Source organism: Nocardia sp. NPDC046763 (assembly GCF_040645495.1).
In the GTDB taxonomy this organism is placed as follows: domain Bacteria; phylum Actinomycetota; class Actinomycetes; order Mycobacteriales; family Mycobacteriaceae; genus Nocardia.
The window spans coordinates 33,547-49,995 of sequence record NZ_JBEYYI010000037.1 but is presented as its reverse complement, the minus strand read 5'-3'; the positions used below and the strand labels follow the sequence as shown (position 1 = coordinate 49,995).

General features: G+C 63.1%; 14 protein-coding genes. 6 read left to right on the top strand and 8 right to left on the bottom strand.

The features are described from left to right. Positions 1-54 precede the first annotated feature (54 nt). From ABZ909_RS38765 to ABZ909_RS38750, 4 genes are all read right to left on the bottom strand, one after another. A complete protein-coding gene (locus ABZ909_RS38765) occupies positions 55-903 on the bottom strand; it encodes a carbohydrate ABC transporter permease (protein ID WP_357010502.1) in 849 nt (282 codons plus the stop codon). Further along, positions 903-1,808, bottom strand: a complete 906-nt coding sequence (locus ABZ909_RS38760; protein ID WP_357010499.1) for a sugar ABC transporter permease — start codon at positions 1,806-1,808, stop codon at positions 903-905. The genes ABZ909_RS38765 and ABZ909_RS38760 overlap by 1 nt, the downstream gene beginning before the upstream one ends. A gap of 41 nt (positions 1,809-1,849) precedes the next feature. Then, a complete protein-coding gene (locus tag ABZ909_RS38755; RefSeq protein WP_357010496.1) occupies positions 1,850-3,166 on the bottom strand; it encodes a sugar ABC transporter substrate-binding protein in 1,317 nt (438 codons plus the stop codon). A 351-nt stretch (positions 3,167-3,517) separates the two neighbouring features. Next, entirely contained in the window at positions 3,518-4,507 is a 990-nt protein-coding gene (locus ABZ909_RS38750) for an endonuclease/exonuclease/phosphatase family protein (RefSeq protein ID WP_357010493.1), read from the bottom strand. Positions 4,508-4,694: 187 nt separating this feature from the next. On the opposite strand from ABZ909_RS38750, the gene ABZ909_RS38745 reads away from it, so the two are divergent. After that, the gene (locus ABZ909_RS38745) at positions 4,695-5,009 is read left to right on the top strand and encodes a hypothetical protein (protein WP_357010490.1); all 315 of its coding nucleotides are present in this window, start codon (positions 4,695-4,697) and stop codon (positions 5,007-5,009) included. Here ABZ909_RS38745 and ABZ909_RS38740 read toward each other — a convergent pair. Beyond that, positions 5,000-5,878 carry a hypothetical protein gene (locus tag ABZ909_RS38740; RefSeq protein ID WP_357010487.1) on the bottom strand — a complete coding sequence of 293 codons (879 nt, stop codon included), beginning with the start codon at positions 5,876-5,878 and terminating at the stop codon, positions 5,000-5,002. The genes ABZ909_RS38745 and ABZ909_RS38740 overlap by 10 nt on opposite strands. A gap of 124 nt (positions 5,879-6,002) precedes the next feature. Then, on the bottom strand, positions 6,003-7,493 hold the full coding sequence (locus tag ABZ909_RS38735) for an MFS transporter (protein WP_357010484.1): 1,491 nt from the start codon (positions 7,491-7,493) through the stop codon (positions 6,003-6,005). Positions 7,494-8,133: 640 nt separating this feature from the next. Here ABZ909_RS38735 and ABZ909_RS38730 point away from each other — a divergent pair. Continuing rightward, on the top strand, positions 8,134-9,918 hold the full coding sequence (locus tag ABZ909_RS38730; protein ID WP_357010481.1) for a hypothetical protein: 1,785 nt from the start codon (positions 8,134-8,136) through the stop codon (positions 9,916-9,918). Between the two features lie 313 nt (positions 9,919-10,231). Here the strand turns inward: ABZ909_RS38730 and ABZ909_RS38725 are convergent, their stop codons facing one another. Continuing rightward, complete coding sequence (locus ABZ909_RS38725; RefSeq protein ID WP_357010478.1) at positions 10,232-11,341, bottom strand: carbohydrate kinase family protein; 1,110 nt, start codon at positions 11,339-11,341, stop codon at positions 10,232-10,234. 386 nt (positions 11,342-11,727) lie between these two features. On the opposite strand from ABZ909_RS38725, the gene ABZ909_RS38720 reads away from it, so the two are divergent. The 3 genes from ABZ909_RS38720 (at position 11,728) to ABZ909_RS38710 (ending at position 13,112) form a co-directional block, all read left to right on the top strand. After that, positions 11,728-12,111, top strand: coding sequence for a hypothetical protein (locus ABZ909_RS38720; RefSeq protein ID WP_357010475.1), 384 nt, complete (start codon positions 11,728-11,730; stop codon positions 12,109-12,111). 94 nt (positions 12,112-12,205) lie between these two features. Continuing rightward, entirely contained in the window at positions 12,206-12,544 is a 339-nt protein-coding gene (locus ABZ909_RS38715) for an Lsr2 family protein (RefSeq protein WP_357010473.1), read from the top strand. A gap of 169 nt (positions 12,545-12,713) precedes the next feature. Then, positions 12,714-13,112, top strand: a complete 399-nt coding sequence (locus ABZ909_RS38710) for a nuclear transport factor 2 family protein (protein WP_357010470.1) — start codon at positions 12,714-12,716, stop codon at positions 13,110-13,112. 58 nt (positions 13,113-13,170) lie between these two features. Here the strand turns inward: ABZ909_RS38710 and ABZ909_RS38705 are convergent, their stop codons facing one another. After that, positions 13,171-14,274: an AraC family transcriptional regulator ligand-binding domain-containing protein gene (locus ABZ909_RS38705; protein ID WP_357010468.1), complete on the bottom strand. Its 1,104-nt coding sequence runs from the start codon at positions 14,272-14,274 to the stop codon at positions 13,171-13,173. Positions 14,275-14,477: 203 nt separating this feature from the next. Between ABZ909_RS38705 and ABZ909_RS38700 the strand changes: the two genes are divergently transcribed. Beyond that, positions 14,478-16,448, top strand: a complete 1,971-nt coding sequence (locus tag ABZ909_RS38700) for a gamma-glutamyltransferase family protein (RefSeq protein WP_357010465.1) — start codon at positions 14,478-14,480, stop codon at positions 16,446-16,448. Position 16,449: the final 1 nt, after the last annotated feature.

The window sequence follows — 16,449 nt, the reverse complement described above, 5'->3', positions numbered from 1 at the left end:
AATTCCTTGCGGGAGAGTTGATCCGGAATGTGCCGGGGAGTCCTCGGGCGGGGGCTATTGTCCGCCGAGACCTGTGGTGGCGATACCGCGCAGGAAAGCGCGTTGGGCAATCGCGTAGACGAGTATCAGGGGTAGCAGGATGAGCATCGCCGCGGCCATGAGTACCGGCCAGTTGGAGATGTATTGGCCCTGCATCCACACCAGTCCGAGGGTCAAGGTGCCGATGTCCTTGCGCTGCACCATCACCAGCGGCCACAGGAAGTCGTTCCAGACGTTGACCCAGGTGAGTGCGGCAAGCACCATGGCGGCTGGTTTGGCATTGGGCAGGAGGATGCGCCAGTAGATCTGCCACGGCGAGCAGCCGTCGAGGACGGCTGCCTCTTCGAGGTCTTTGGGAAGGGTGCGGAAGAACTGCCGCATGAGGTAGGTGCCGAATGCGCTGCCGAACAAGCCCGGAACGATCATCGCCCACGGCGTGTCCATCCAGCCGAAGGCACGCATGAGGATGAACTGTGGGATGACGGTGACCGTCAACGGGACCATCAGTGTGCTGAGATACAGGATGAAAAGCGTGTCGCGACCGGTGAATTGCAGGCGGGCGAACGCATATCCGGCCAGGGAGCAGAAGAACACCTGACCGATGGTGACCGCCCCGGCGTAGACCACGGTGTTGAGTAGCATCCGCCAGAACGGCATGAGTGTGAACACGTCGGCGTAGTTGGACCATTGTGGATGCGTGGGGAGCAGGACAGGTTCGCTGACCTCGGCTTCTTTCTTCAGCGAGCCCGACAGTGCCCACAGGATCGGGAACAGTGCGCACCAGGCGGCCGCGATCAGCGCGGTGTAGACGGCGATGCCGCGCACAATGCTGCGCCTGATTCTTCGTTCGGTGGTTCTGGCCATCAATCCTCCAGGGAGTACTTGCGCGACAGCCGCAGCTGCATCACCGTGAGCGCGAGCAGGATTGCGAACATCACCCAGGCCAGTGCCGACGCGTAACCGAAGTCCAGGAACGCGAAAGCGTGCTGGAACAGCATGATTCCGAAAACGTATGTGCCCGACTCCGGTCCGCCGTGGCCGCCGGTGAGCACGTAGACCTGATCGAATGCCTGGAACGCGTTGATGACCGACATGACCGCAACGAACGACAGCGCGCCACGGATGAGCGGCACGGTGATGGAGAAGAGCTGGCGGATCTCTCCTGCGCCGTCGATCCTGGCAGCCTCATACAGCGACTCCGGCACGCCTTGCAACGCCGCCAGGAGCACGACGATCGCGAACGGCACGGACTTCCATATGCTGACCAGGCACAGCGAGACCATCGCCCACTTCGGGTCGATCAGCCAGGGCACCGGTCCCAGCCCTATCCAGCCGAGCATGATGTTGAGCAATCCGCCGTCGGTGTCGAACACGAACTGCCACACCAAAGCCATGACGACCGACGAGACAGCCAGCGGCAGAAACAGAATCGTGCGGAAGATGCCGAGGCCTCTGATCTTCCGGTTCAGCAGGGCCGCCACCACCACGCCGATCACCACTGTCGGCACCAGTGTTGCGAGGGTGAAGACAACTGTGTTGCGCAAGGCGATGAGAAACAGCGGATCCGCGGTCAGCAGGGTGCGGAAGTTGCTCAGCCCGACGAACCGCGGTGGGGTGAACAGATCCCACTGTTGAACGCTCATATACAGCGAGAAGCCGAGCGGGAACACCATGAACACCGCGATCGCCGCCAGGTTCGGTGCGATGAATGCGGGCCCCCATCGGGGACGGCGGCGCCGAGCCCGCGCGCGGGGCGCGGCAGGCTTCACTGGACCGGATTATGTGGGGGCGGGGGAGCTTTCGGTCAGGGTCATGGTTTGCGCAGCACCTCGTCGACGTCGTTGGACAGCCCCGTCAACGAGGCCGCTGGCTTCGTTCCGCGCAGCACGGGCCCGAAGCTGCGGTCCATCAAGGCGTCGATTTCCTCCCACACAGGGGTGACCGGCAAATAGCCCGACCGCGCTGGGCCATCGGTGAGTACCGCGAGATTGCCCACTCTGGCATGGGCTTTCGCGAATCCGGGCGAGTTGAGCGCGGATTTCAGCACCGGTACGAACAGACTGGATTCGCCGATGAGGGCCTGCCCGACCGGGCCGGTCACGAACTTCACGAATTCCCATGCCTGTTGCTTCCGGGGGCTGCTCGCGGCGATGGCCAGTCCGGTTGTTCCGATATTCGATTGGGCGCCACGGCTTTTCGGGCCGCTCGGTAGGACCGTGACGTCGAGATCCAGACCGTCGGCGTGGGTGAATGTGCCGTAGCGCCAGTGCCCGCCCATAGCCATGGCGGCCTTGCCCAGTACGAACATGTCCATAGTGGACATGCTTTGCCGATCGGCAGATGTGGGAGCCACCTTGTGCCTGTTCGATAGGTCCGCATAGAACTGGACGCCTTCGATGAAGTCGGCGTCGTCGAAATTGATGTGCACGGGTTTGACACGCGGGGTCGACCACGTGGTGCCGTTGTTCATTCCGAACAGCCCTGCCGAGTAGTAGGGCACCCAGGTGTCGACGAAACCCCATTGTGTGACTTTCCCGGACCGGTCCCTTTTGGTCAGAGCCTTTGCCGCGGTGAGGAACTCCTCGAAGCTCCACGGCCGATCCCACCGCGTCGGTGGCGGAGGCACCCCCGCATCGGCGAACAGCTTCCTGTTGTAGAACAGGAAGTTCCCCGACCACTGCTCCGGGAACGCATACTGTCCGCCCTCGAACTCGAACGTCTCGTACAGCGCCGCGACGCTGTCGGTCTTCAACTCTGCGGCGAACGCCGGATCGGATGCGAGCATGGTGTTCAAATCCAGCAGCATCCCGCGGTCGGCGAGCCCGGCGTAGGTCAACTCCCACGCCATCAGCACATCCGGACACTTGCCGCCCGCGCAGAAGGTCGACATCTGCTGTACCGGATCCGGTCCGGACAGCACCGTTTGCACCTCGATCTCGGGATGCCGACGGTGAAATTCGTCGATGATGGCCATCCGTCCCTTTACCTCTTCCGGATTGGCCTGGAAGAAGAATGTCAACGCCTGGTCGTCATCACCACATGCCGCAGCAGGCAGCGCCAAGGCCCCAACCCCCAACGCGCCAACACCACGAAGAAAGCCTCGCCGCCCGAACGGCTTGCCGATCATGTGACTCCCGATTTCCGTATCGACCGGTCACCCGATTCCCCAAAGGGCGCGCCCATTGCTCAACGGTGGCTATACAGCGGCGTACTCACGCTGTCCGTTCTGAGCTGTCGCGGGGCCTGTAACACGGCCATCCTGCCAAGACCCGTACGTGCCCGCCCGAAGCCTGTTCCCAGCAGTGGTGATGATGACGTCGTCGGCACACGTTTGGCGCGCCCACACCACGAAGAAGGGCGTTTCGGGCCAACCCCTCGTGGGTCCGAAACGCCCTTCCTCGTGGTGTCGTCAGGTTGCTGACAGTGCGGTGTGCACGTGAAATCGGTTCTCGGATACGGCTTTTGGGCTCCTCGTTCACTACTGGAGGACGGTGACTCTGCCGATCAATATCGAATGGTCGGAGCAGTAGGCTGGCCCGCACTTCGGGAGGCTTTCCGGCAAGCGGGCGCCGCAGCTGATTCCTGAAGTCGTGGTGTTCTCACAGGGACCGGGACCGATTACCTCGGCCGAGTATGTGGTTCCCGGCGCGATGCGATCCTCCCGAACGAAGATGAAGTCGATCTTCGGGGGGTTGCCGCACGCGGCGCCCCCGGTCGCGCCGTAGTCGGTTGCGATGCCGACGCCGGGGCAGGCCGGATTGGTGTCGTCGAGTTCGTGATAGTGACCGGTGTTCCGGCCGTTGGCCGGAGTGTTCACCGAGGAGGAGTAGTACGCGTCCATACGACCCCAGTCGGGCTGTGCGTTGAAGTCCCCGGCGGTGATAACGGTGTCTCCAGCGGCGTTGTACTGCTCCATCTTCGACAGCGCCGCGGCGAGCTGGTCCGTGCGCCCGCCGGGGACTTCGCGATAGGAGATGTGTGTCGTGCAGAACCGCATGTGCGGTGCGCTCAGCAGGTGGTCGCAGAGCATGTTGCGATGCTCGGTCGTCCCGTCGTCGCCGAGCGGGATTCGATCCGCTTCGCCCATTGGTTGGCGGCTGAAGATCGCGTTCCCGAATTCCCCTCCGTTGCAGGCGCCCTGACCGGTCAGAAGGGCCGGAGCCCAACGAGCGAAATTGGCGTTGTCCTGCGGCCACCCGGCAGCGCGCAGCCGAGTGATGAGGTCATCGAACTGGTCATGGCACAGTTCGTTGAAGGAGGCGAAATCAACGTGGTGGTTGACGATCGAGGCGGCCGCCGCTTCGGTCATCCCGTTGGTTGTGGAGTCCTTGTTCATCGCGTTTCCGGCCACGTTCCATTGCCAGACAACGTATGAAGCCGGTGTCTGTGCGGCGGCTTCGGGCGGTTGCGCGAACAGCGCGAGCAGACATGCCGCAGCGGCAACCAACACGTTGCGTGATCTCACCACGGCGAGGGTAGGGGTCCGCAGGGCGGTGCGAACCCCGAGTGTTCCCAGTGTTGGAAAGCCGGAGCGGTAATCGATCGAAATTGGTGCTGTCCTGGAGTGCGGCTGTTTCGAGGGCGAGCCGCAGCCGTATGGAACCGGCGTCGGCGCAGCGAAATACCTTGGCCGACAAGGGCGAGAGGAAATCGAGATGACCCCGAAAGCGATCGGATTTCTCAGGCGCGACGTATCCGGAATACGCCAGGACTGGGATGAGACTCGTCTTCGAAGTCTCGCAGCACGGTCGGGATATGACCTGTGCAAGGTCGTGGCGTTCGGCCCGATGACCGACAGCCCGATGCAGCGGCTGCGCACCGTAGTGATGCGCACCGGCGCCGAGGCGATCTTCGTGCCGTCCCTGAGTCATTTCGTCGGCGGGAGGGTACCGACCGAGATCGCTGAGATCGCCGATGTGACCGCCGCCGATACCGAAGAAGAGGTTCACAGGATGGGTGCTCAGCGTTGAATCAACAAGGCGGTCGGGTTGAGTACCGCCCACTCCTTGTTCGACCAGGTGTCGGATCCGTCGATGGCGTCGCAGCCGCGCAAGGCACCGTAGTGGCCGATGTCGGCGAACGTCAGCCCTTTGTTCAATAGCGCGATGTAGCGAGCCGTGTCCTCGGCCGCGGGTTTCGCTATGTTGCGCACGGCCTTCAGTTCACGGGTGACCTGAGCCAGGGTGCGGTTCCGATCCGCTTCGAGTTCACGGAGGGTGATGGTCTTGGCATCGGGTCGTAGCGCCATCCGTACCATGCGGGCCTGCCTGGTGGCCAGGTCTTGTGTGCGAGTGGGGTCGGTGTAGTGGAGAGCCACCTCCTTCAACGGCGAGACATATGTCCCGGATCCAGTGGTACCGCCGCCAGGTCGCACGGGGCCGGTGACGAAGGCGTCGACGTAGCGATCCTCGTCGAACCTTCGGAACAGCTCTTGCCCGCCCGCCGCGATCGTCGCGTCGATCTCGTCCTGTGTGGCAATGGTGATCCGGCCGTCGAATCCTTGCAGTCGCTGGATCTCTTCGAGTATCGGCGACCTCCCCGGGGACTTGGCTCCATTTGTCCGCCGAAGTGTGCTGTAGTCCGCCTCGTCGATCAGATCGCGGCCACGTATGTAGGTGGAAGACGTTGTGGTGGTGGAGATCCCGCTGGGTAGGTCGGAGAGTGCGGCCTCCAGAGCCGGTACGTTTGCCGCATCGACCGCCTCGGCCCTGTTGACGACCTCGGCGACGTCGTGGGCGGCTTGCGCGGGCTCTGTGGCAAACGCGGCGGCGGCATCCTTGGCAGCCGTACCGAGTGCATCGCGCACAGATCGCCACACTGCGTCCAAATCGCCGCCCACTACTGCCACCTTGCTGTATCGCACACCCAGCGCGCAACGGCGGTCGTACCGTCTTATTCATCGTCGCAAGAAGTGTCGTATGTACGACGTTGGATGGGTCCAACTGTTTGCCGCGTACGAAATTTCAGGCTGTGGGGTTCGAGCTCACTTCGTCGTTCACCCGACCGGTGGAGAGTGGTGGGGCGATGGCTTCCAGTGAGCGGCCCTCGGCATCGACTGCCAGGGCGCGAGCGACCATTCCACCCGCAATCATCACGGCTGCGCCCAGCAGATAGCCCATGAACAGGCGGCCCGGTTGGCTACCGTCGCCGATCAATCCGCCGTAGACCACCGGCCCGAGTGCGCCGAAAAGTTGGGCGATGGCGAAGAATACGGCGATCGCCTTGGCCCGTACTTCCAGGGGGAAGATTTCGCTGACGGTGAGGTACGCGGAACTCGCTCCGGCCGAGGCGAAGAAGAAGATCAGGCACCAGCATGCGGTCTGCGTGACGGCGTTCAGGAATCCGCCGTAGAACAGTGCGGCCGAGGCGAGCAACAGGACACCGGACAGAATGTAGGTCGACGAGATCATGATGCGGCGACCGATTGTGTCGAAAAAGGAGCCGAGGACCAACGGCCCCACCAAGTTTCCTACTGCGAAGGCCACCAGGTAGATCGGGGTCGTTGACGAAGGGACGTCGTAGAACTTGCCGAGAACCAGGGTGTAGGTGAAGAAGATCGCATTGTAGAGGAAGGATTGGCTGATCATGAGGCTGGCTCCGAGCACGGCGCGAGATGGGTACTCGCGGAAGAGAACTCGGGTCAGCGCGAGGTAGCCGATGTGGTCCGCAGGTGTGGTATCGATGGCCTTCGACTCGTCCACCGCGGGCAGATCGGCACCACTCGCCACCACCTCGCGCTCGATCGCGCGAATGGAGGCCTCGGCCTCGTTGGCCCTGCCGTGCATGATCTGCCAGCGTGGACTTTCCGGAAGATTTCGTCGTACGAGCAGAATCACCAGGCCGAGCACCGGGCCGAGGAGGAAACCCAGCCGCCAGCCAAGCCGTGGTTCCAGACCGTTCAGGAGGACGAGCGTGCCGATCGTTCCGAGTATCGCTCCGGCCCAATAGGTTCCGTTCACCGCGATGTCCACGCGCCCCCGATAACGTGCCGGAATCAGCTCGTCGACCGCGGAATTGATGGCCGCGTACTCACCGCCGATACCCATGCCCGCGATGAACCTCGTCGCGTAGAGGAAGAACAGCCACCCCCCGCTGCTGCCGAGGGTGAATGCGGTCAGGCCGCTACCGAGTAGGTAGATGCCCAATGTGATCATGAAGAGCTTGCGTCGGCCCAGTCGGTCGGAGAGGCTGCCGAACACCAGCGCCCCGGCAACCTCGCCCGCCAGATACACGGTGGCGATCAAACCAACTGCGGCGGAGGACATATGCAAGGTTTCGGGTTTGGTCAGCAGGTCGGCGACCGCGCTGGCGACGGTGATCTCCAGCCCGTCCAGGATCCACGCCACCCCGAGGGCGATCACCATACGGGTATGGAACCTCGACCATGGCAGCCGATCGATCCGCGCCGGTATCAATGTCCGTATGGTAGCGGTTTGCCCAGCCACCTCCGCCATCACGACTCCTGAGTTCGACTCTTCTGTCCCGATTGCGCAGTTCGGTCCGGCCCCCCGAACCCTGTACTTCCGTCCCCATCTGCATCGAGAACTGTATGGCGTCCCCAGAGATGGGAGGTTGTGCTTCTTGGGTCGATCGATTGAATCCGTTGGCACTCAGGTAGTTCGACACTCTGCGGGGTGAACGCTCCGGTAGGGCTTCCCACGCTTGGGGATACGCAGCGAGGTACTGAGTAGTGACTCGAAATATGCTGCGGCGGAGAATATTTAATCGGAAGTTAAAGGTCTGGTCGGCCCTTGGTACGCCAGTGTTGGCAATCAGTGTTGGCTCCCGGGGAGACGATCGGACCGACACTGATGATGTCCGCCCTCTCACGGTCCTCCCCACGACATACCGTCTCGCTCATTCCGGTTGGCTATCGGTACCGGATCAGCCCCAGGGATTTTGCGCGTGAAGCGCTAGTCCGCCGATTCTCGTTGCGCTACTCCCGTACCCGGACGAATGAAGCCCTCCGCGGAGATCGGTCGAGTAACCGATCAGCCCCCTGACAGACACCCAAGCGTCGGAACCGCGACGCGATCGCCGCTGCGTACTGGTTGGCAATCTGCCCGTGATCAAATGTGGCACAGGAGAATTCACATGACTGCGACGGATCTTCCCAAAGGACTTGCTGCAAACGGACCGTACGGGCAGACCGACACCGCTGTCGACGCTCTCGAGGAAGTGGTCTTCGGTTCCCACGGCGACATCCACGCGCACGTCTGGGGAGTTTTGGCCGACCATCCCGGTCCGCTTCGTTCGGATCTGACCTACACCGAACAATCGGATTCCGCATCTGCGCTCCTGCGGTTTGTTATCGAGTCACTCGGTCGGCCTGCCCGAGAGATCGCCGCCGATACACATCTGCGTGGCGCTCTGATCGACTGGGCGGCGGTCGCGTCCCCGCAATCGCTGTTGATGTTGATCGGTCATTTGGACCTGTCGATCGGAGCCATTCTGACGCTGGGCAACGGATCCGAGTACCAGCAGCGGTGTCTGGCCTCGTTGGATACCGGTGCGGCGGTTGGCGTGCCGATGCTGACCGAACTCGGTGGTGCGAACGGCGCGGACCAGCAGACGACGGCTACGTGGGATCCCGCCGCAAATGGGTTCTGGCTGACGTCGCCGACGCCGGGATCGATCAAGATGATGGCCGATGTCGCGGATGTCGATACTCCCAAAACCGTCGTCGTCACTGCACTGGTGCTTGTCAACGGTAGGGATGAAGGGGTTTTCCCCTTTTTGCTGGAGCTGTGCACCTGGAAAGGGATGACGCGCGGCGTCAACTTGGTGCGGCTGCCCGAGAGACTCGGTGCGCTCAGGGATCGCACCATGATTCGGTTCGACCGGGTGTGGTTGCCACGCGAGGCGCTGCTCGGCGGAGATTGGGCTCGCATCGATGACCATGGACGATTCGAATGCGCACTGCCGCAACGTAAACGGTTCCACAGGGCGATCGGCATCCGCGGCAACGGACGCTTGGATCTGGCTAACGCGAGCGTTGCCATGGCGCGCGCTGGTCTGGTGGGACTGGTCGACTACAGTCGGCGACGCCAACCCGGCGCCGAGGTGCTGGTGGCCGAGCGTGACGCTGTACAGCGCGACCTGATCACCGGATTGGCCGCTGTCTACGCGATCGGGGCTTTGGGTCGGCGTCTCCGCGAAGCCTGCGATACCTTCGCGGGCCCCGCCGATCCGCAGCAGGCACTGTGGTTGATGCTCGCGAAACCGCTGCTGTCCTATACCGCGCACCAGGTCTTGGTCATGTGCCGTCACCATGCCGCCGCGCAGGGATCTGTGCTCATAAACCATCTCGTCGACTGGATCGCCACGACTACCGCGATTATCACCGCGGAAGGCGAGAACCAGATCATGCAGACGGCAGCAGGAAAGCTGGTCGCCGATCTCGGCTTGCCGCAGCTTTCCGACCCGCCGATCTCGTTGCCGTGGTACGGCCAGATGTTGATCGAACGCGAACGGATAATCGCGGATGGCTTGAACACGAAGGATTACGGATCCGCCGGTGTCGCTCGGGGACCCGACGCCGCGGCGATCGAGCTGGCTACGGCAACTGCGGAACGGCTCGCCATGACCGCACTGTTCATCGATGCGCTGCACTGCCCCGATCCTCTCGCACGCCCACTGCTCGTTACAGTGGCCGCCGCCTACGCTCTGGACCGCATCCATGCCCGCGGTACCTGGTACGCGGAGCATGCGCTGCTGCCCGCCGATCATGGCGTGAGAATCACCGCGGAACTGCGTCTCCACCACGCGGTCCTGGCCGAGAACCTGTCGAGGATGGTGGCTGCCTTCGACACCCCTGCCGTACCCGGCCCGATCCTTGCCGAAGACTACATTCAAGCGTGGCTGGACCACTCGAGCTGACCGATAGGTTCGGCATTGCCGGCCCGGCGCTATAGGTACTACTTGCGGCGCGAAGGTCAGTGGGTCCGAAAATCCCAGGAGCAGAGGTCATCTCGGGCTGCGGGTGTCGTCGAGTACGCGTCGACCGGGGCAGCACCCACGACGGCGGGGTGGGCAGCCGGATTGAACCCCGAGACGGTCTTGTTGCCGAAGCTGATGACCGTCTCCGGTCCGCGGCGATCTAGCGATTGCCCCGTGCGCAGGGATGTCCATTGGAACCCGGGAGGCATCCGAGTGGCGCTGAATCTCAGGATGACCGAGCGACTCGGCATCGTCACTGTCGCCCCAACTGTTGATCCACGGGAATGAATTGTCTTGTCACAGAGGCAAACTGACTGAATCCTGTCGTCCCGACGTGACCGAGCCCGTATCGAGCAAGCGCCATGCCCAACAGACAACCCAACTCGATCTGTGAGCGGTCGGAGGCCAGGACGGTAAGCAGACCGCCCGCGAACACGTCGCCCGCACCCGTGGAGTCTCGAATCTGGTGCTCCGGCAGTGGCGTTCGAGCGTAGAAGTCGCCGATAACGCCGTCACCTTCACGAAGAAAACACCGGATTCCGGTCGGGAGTTTCACTACGACCACGGCATCCGGACTTTCGAACTCGTCGAGGATACGACCGGCGACCTCCTCATCTGTGTCTCCAGCCCTGAAGCGGCCTATCTCCCGGAATTCCCGATTGTTGACCAGCAGAAAGTCACTGGCGCGGATGATCCCTACAACTTCCGGGCTGCGCTCGACTGACCAGATGTGCCCAGGATCGAAGCAGATCACCGTTCCGGTTCCCGCGCGTTCGACCGCCGATATCACCGCCAACAGAGGCGCGGCAGTTTCGGCGTCGAGAAATGACGTCACATGAACCAGTCGTGCTGACGACAGATAGGCGACGATGTCGTCGAAATTCTGTTCCAGAAAGCTGCTCATCCGAGTATTGGCGCCGACGTGGGTGAGCAGGGTCCGAGCATCACCCTCGATCAAGGAGAAGCAAATCCCACAGTCCACGGTCTCGTCCTGGGCGACGAACGTGCGGTCAATAGCGAGGGCATCGAGCTGATCGAGGATCGATGACCCGTCGGCGGGGGAGCGCCCTGCGATACCGACGTACCCGAGCCGAAGCCCGGTGCGAGTCGCCGCGATGGCATGGATCGCGTTGAATGCCGACCCGCCCAGCACAGTCGTCGGCATTGCGGCACTGGCTATTTCGATTGCGGCATGGATCGTGTCGGCGTTCACCTCGATTTCGGTGCCCAGCTCCAGCACCTGCCCGTTGTCTGCGAGTAGCTCGGCGAGGCGGTCGGTCATCAGCCGGTCCGCGGGCGCGGTCTGCTCGGTCTGCGATGTGAGGTAGTCAAGGTTCAGCGCGCCGATACCGACGACGTCCACAGCGAATGGCATAAGGTACTCCAGTAGTGAGATGACTCAATACAGCCACCGGACTCCGGCCAGATTACCGAACTTCGTTGCAAGGCAAGAATGTCGGGCGGTGGGGTAAGGGTGGGATGAAGAGCATCCGCCTTGTCCGAGAAGGAATCCAGCGCCGCGGCAGCAATCACTTCCGGCCACTCCGGGGGCGCACGGTCCAGATGACCATCTGGGCGCCGTTTCCGCGATAGCAGACATCGAGTCTGAAAGTTATTCGCCGACAGCCGATCTGGATGCCGAGCCACCGGAGGTGAACTCGGTCGAAGAGGCCACCGCAGTTCTGGGAGACGACAAGATCGCCGTGTTCTGGGATGACTGAACAGAACGATCCCACCACCCCCGACGAGGTGAATGCCCTGCTCGATCGCCTCGTGTTCACCGACGCACCGATCGACCTGCCGGTGGAGCTCGGCCAGGACGACGGGCCGGAACTGAAGCCGCGATCGGTCAAGATGAGCGATGACCTGACACGCCGCGGCAAGGCGCGTGCCGTCAACCTGGGCCAGTCGTTCTCCGCCTATGTCCGGTCTCTCATCGAGCGCGACCTCGCCAGGCCGAGCACAAAGGGCCGGCCGCGGAACTGTCCCGGATTGCCGCTGATCTCAGCCGCGCGGCGGCCGAACTCGACCACACTGCCGCCGAACTCGGCCGCACCGCCTGATCGTCGGCTCAGCCGGGGCCGATCGCTTCGGGGCGAGATATCCGCCTCGCTGCGATGCCCCCGGTCGTGACACCGCCCGTACCGATTCACTTCGGGCGCAATGGACTACGGTTGGGAGCCCGGCAAGTGGGTCGCTGCCGGTCCAGGCGAAGGAAGAGGTGCTCGTGGCCAAGAAGGTGTTGGTTGAGCTGATCGATGATTACGACGGGCACTCGATTGCCGCTGAGACCGTCGAGTTCTCGTTGGACGGCGTCGAATACGTGATCGATCTGTCCGCAGCCAATGCCGACCAGCTGCGGCAGTTCCTGGCCGACTTTGTGAAGCACGCTCGAAAGACCCGTGCGGGACGCAGGGCGAAGGCCGGGTCGGTTCGAGGCTCCGACCGCGAACGAGTCAACCGCATCCGCGAGTGGGCTCGCAGCAACGGCATCGACGTGTCCTCCCGTGGCCGACTCGCCGCCAGCGTCGTTGCCGCATACGACGCGGCCAAGATTTCCCAGTAGTGGTCCCGGCGACGCACATCCGCCGAACAGTTAATCGGTAAACAGACTCGGGACCGCGAAAATCCTTCCCAGGGCTGGGAAGTCCTGGATGTCAGAGGTCCTTACGATGGCGCTCAGGCGCCTCGCGGGGGATGGCCGACGACGTTCACCGATGTTGGGAGGTTCATCTATGACAGTTCCGGTGCCGGTTGCCGATGCCGCCTTGCTCGCGGACCGTCGATTCTTCGATGCGCTGTTGGCAAGTGATCGTTCGGAGTTGGAGGAGATCCTCGATCCGGAATTCCTCATCGTCGACGTCAACGCCGGTGGGGTGACGTCGCGGGAGGAATTTCTGGAGTTCATCGGCAGTGGCGCGGTGCGGTTTTCGCGCATCGACACCTTCCCCGATGAGGCGATCGTGCGGCAGTTCGGGATCACTACGGCCGTCGTTGGTCGTACGTCGATGGCGTTCACGCTGCCCGACGGGGGAGTGGCGACCATCGAGAGCAGATACACACATCTGTTTGCCACCGGAGTGCAAGGCCTGCTTCTAGTTTCGGCCCAAGGTACCGCAATTTCTGCCGCGTAGAGGATGACTCGCAGAGGGCGCAAGGAACCCTGTTGTCCAGTTGTAGATCCCGATTCTCTCAATCGTGTTCGATGAGCAGCGATCGCCGGTAGTCGCTCGGCGTCTGGCCGGTCCATCGTTGGAAGGCACGCGACAACGCGCGGTAGTCGGTATAGCCGAGCTGCAGCGCGATGGACCGCGTCGAGCGCGCGGGGTCGGCCAGCAGGGCGACGGCCAATTGATGACGGGCTGTTTCGAGTTCGGCTCGCCACGTGGTGCCATGGTCGGCGAGACGGCGCTGCAGGGTGCGGCGGCTGGAGTTCAGGCGGCGGGCGACATCGTTCATGTCGACACCGTTGCCGCCACGCTCGGAGATCACGTGGCGGATGGTCGCGCGGACGGTCTCCTGCCACGGCGGTATCGCGCGGGGCTGGTCGATCAGGCGCTGGGCGTATGCCCGCAGGATTTCGTGGAGCCGTGGGTCGTAGTCCGGTTGTGCGTTGACATACTCGGAGCGCAGGAAGGTGATCACGTTGCGTTCCTGCTCGAAGTGAATGTTGCTGGTTCCCAGGGCACAGGCGAGGTAGGCGTCGCTGCGGGGCGCGCGGTGTGAAAAGTCCACCCGCACCGGGGCGACAGTGTCGCCGAATCCCTCCCTGGCCCGCCGCAATGTCACCGCGAAGGCGAATTCGCTGTGCACCGCCGCCACTGGTCCCCGGTAGGGCGAACCGGCGAGCTCCACCATGAGTAGGGTGTCGTCCTCGATTACACGCATCACGACTTCGGGGTTGCACACCATCGGCTGGTATTGCGCTACGGCTCGCAGACCTTCCGCGAGTGTGGGCGCGGTGCGGATCAGGTAGTCCCACACATGCAGACGCCCGGGTGCTGCGGCCGCCGCGGTCCGAATACCGGCTTCGTGGCCGAGTTGCTGTTCGAGGCTCCCCCACAGCCGCATCATGTCCATGGCCGGAATCCGGGTCATGTTGTCCAGCAATTCCGTTCGGTCCACGCTGGCGATGTGTGCAAGGTCCGATTGCTGGATTCCGGACTGCGCCGCAGTGTCCAGCACCAGCCTGGCACAGTGCGCGGACACAAGATTCGTGACAGCACCCGGGAAGAACGTGGCGTGTGGTCGGCCAGCGCGTTCGACCACATCCATCGAATCGTGTGTTTGCGTCATATGAACTCCGCGTGCCTTCGTGAATCAGAACTCGAGGTTGGATTGCTACAACCGCATAGTGCGTTGATCTTGTTCCACCCGTCTCGGGTCGAAGTTCCCGGATGTCATGACTGCGATCTTGGAACCTCAACAGTGGTTGATGTCAATGGGTGTCGGCGCGATGCGTGCCTTCTCACTGCTGAGCACAGCGTTAGATTCCGATCATGAGGCGTTCGCGACGGCACATCTATGGCGGCGTGACCGCAGTCCTGTTGCTTCTACTCGGGGCGGCCTCGTCCTGCTCGTCCTCATCGCACGACGCCCAGGCGTCGTGCGCCGCCACGCCTAATGGTGTAGCCGTTTCGACCACCGCCACCTCGTCGAACGGTTCTGCTGCAAACGATTTGGCTCTGCACCCCGAGATCGCCACTGGCTACCGCACGGGCATGAAGCCGGTGCGTACAGGCACTTTCGCAGTGTCGACCGCGAATCCGGTTGCCACCGAAGCCGCCTGCAGAACGTTGCGCGATGGAGGAACCGCCGCCGACGCGCTGGTCGTGGCCCAGACGGTGCTCGGCCTGGTGGAGCCGCAGGCTACCGGCATCGGCGGCGGCGCGTTCCTGCTCTACTACAACAACGACACCAAGACCGTCGACGCCTACGACGGTCGCGAAACCGCCCCTGCCGCAGCGACGCCCGACTACCTGCGCTGGATCAGCGATACCGACCACACCGCACCGCAGCCCAGCGTGCGTGCCAGCGGCCGGTCCATCGGCACTCCCGGAGTGCTGCGGTTGCTCGAACTGGCTCACGACGAGCACGGCGCGAAACCGTGGCAGGCACTGTTCGATCCGGCGATCGGCCTGGCGGACCGGGGCTTCACGATCAGCCCACGGATGGCGAGCCAAATAGCCAACTCGGCGGCCGGTCTGGCCCAGGACCCGAACTCCCGTGCCTATTTCCTGCAGCCCGACGGCACACCGAAGCCGACGGGCACGATGCTGACCAACCCCGCCATGGCGAAAACACTGTCCGCCATCGCCTCCGACGGAGCCAATGCCTTCTACGACGGAGCCATCGGCCATGACATAGTCGACGCGATCAACAACACGATCGGTGGTCGAACTGCCGGTACGACAACGACCGCCGATCTGGCCGCCTATCAAGCCAAGAAGCGCACGGTGGTCTGCTCGCCGTACCGGACACACGACATCTGTGGTATGCCGAGCCCGTCCTCGGGCGGTCTCACCGTAGCCGCGACCCTCGGTATCTTGTCGAACTTCGATCTGGCGTCCATGAAGCCGGACAGCACCTCGGGAGACAGCGCGACGGCCCGCGACGGTGGAAGGCCCACCGCCGAGGCGATCCATCTCATCGCCGAGGCCGAGCGACTCGCGTACGCCGATCGTGACAAGTACGTCGCGGATCCGGATTTCGTTCCGCTGCCCGGTAATTCGTCGCAGACCCTGATCGATCCTGCCTATCTGAAGCAGCGGGCCGCGCTCATCGACCCGAAGCACAGCATGGGCGTGGCCAAGCCGGGAGAATTCGGTCCGATACTCGTCGGCAACGGTCCACAACAACCCGAGCATGGCACCAGCCATATCTCGATCGTGGACAAGTACGGCAATGCGGCATCCATGACGACCACGGTGGAGTCGGAGTTCGGCTCGTTCCACCTGGTCGACGGGTTCGTTCTGAACAATCAGCTCACCGACTTCTCTGTGGAGCCGACCGACAAAGACGGTGTGCCGGTGGCCAACCGGATCACCGCGGGCAAACGCCCGCGCAGTTCGATGGCTCCCACCCTGGTGTTCGACCGTCAGCCCGATGGGTCGCGGGGCCCGTTGAGTTATGTCACCGGCTCGCCGGGTGGTTCGGTGATCATCCAGTTCGTCGTGAAAACGCTGGTGGCCATGCTGGATTGGGGCCTGGACCCGCAACAGGCCGTGTCCATGGTCGATTTCGGCGCGAACAACTCCGTCATCACCAATGTCGGTGGCGAGCACCCCAGCGTCGACTCCGCCGACAATGGCGATCGCGACACCCTGGTACAACGCCTCCGCCAACTCGGTCACCAGGTCTCGGTCGCACCTCAGTCCAGTGGCGCCTCAGCGCTGGTTCGCGACGGGCAGGGATGGATCGGTGGCGCGGACCCGCGCCGCGAAGGGGTGGTCCTCGGCGACGAACGGTGAT

Bases quoted from the DNA above. Each gene is read 5' to 3' on its own strand.
- ABZ909_RS38730 (WP_357010481.1), top strand. From the start codon at position 8,134: ATGACTGCGACGGATCTTCCCAAAGGACTTGCTGCAAACGGACCGTAC.
- ABZ909_RS38755 (WP_357010496.1), bottom strand. From the start codon at position 3,166: ATGATCGGCAAGCCGTTCGGGCGGCGAGGCTTTCTTCGTGGTGTTGGC.
- ABZ909_RS38705 (WP_357010468.1), bottom strand. From the start codon at position 14,274: ATGACGCAAACACACGATTCGATGGATGTGGTCGAACGCGCTGGCCGA.
- ABZ909_RS38710 (WP_357010470.1), top strand. From the start codon at position 12,714: ATGACAGTTCCGGTGCCGGTTGCCGATGCCGCCTTGCTCGCGGACCGT.
- ABZ909_RS38765 (WP_357010502.1), bottom strand. From the start codon at position 903: ATGGCCAGAACCACCGAACGAAGAATCAGGCGCAGCATTGTGCGCGGC.
- ABZ909_RS38745 (WP_357010490.1), top strand. From the start codon at position 4,695: ATGACCCCGAAAGCGATCGGATTTCTCAGGCGCGACGTATCCGGAATA.
- ABZ909_RS38735 (WP_357010484.1), bottom strand. From the start codon at position 7,493: ATGGCGGAGGTGGCTGGGCAAACCGCTACCATACGGACATTGATACCG.
- ABZ909_RS38700 (WP_357010465.1), top strand. From the start codon at position 14,478: ATGAGGCGTTCGCGACGGCACATCTATGGCGGCGTGACCGCAGTCCTG.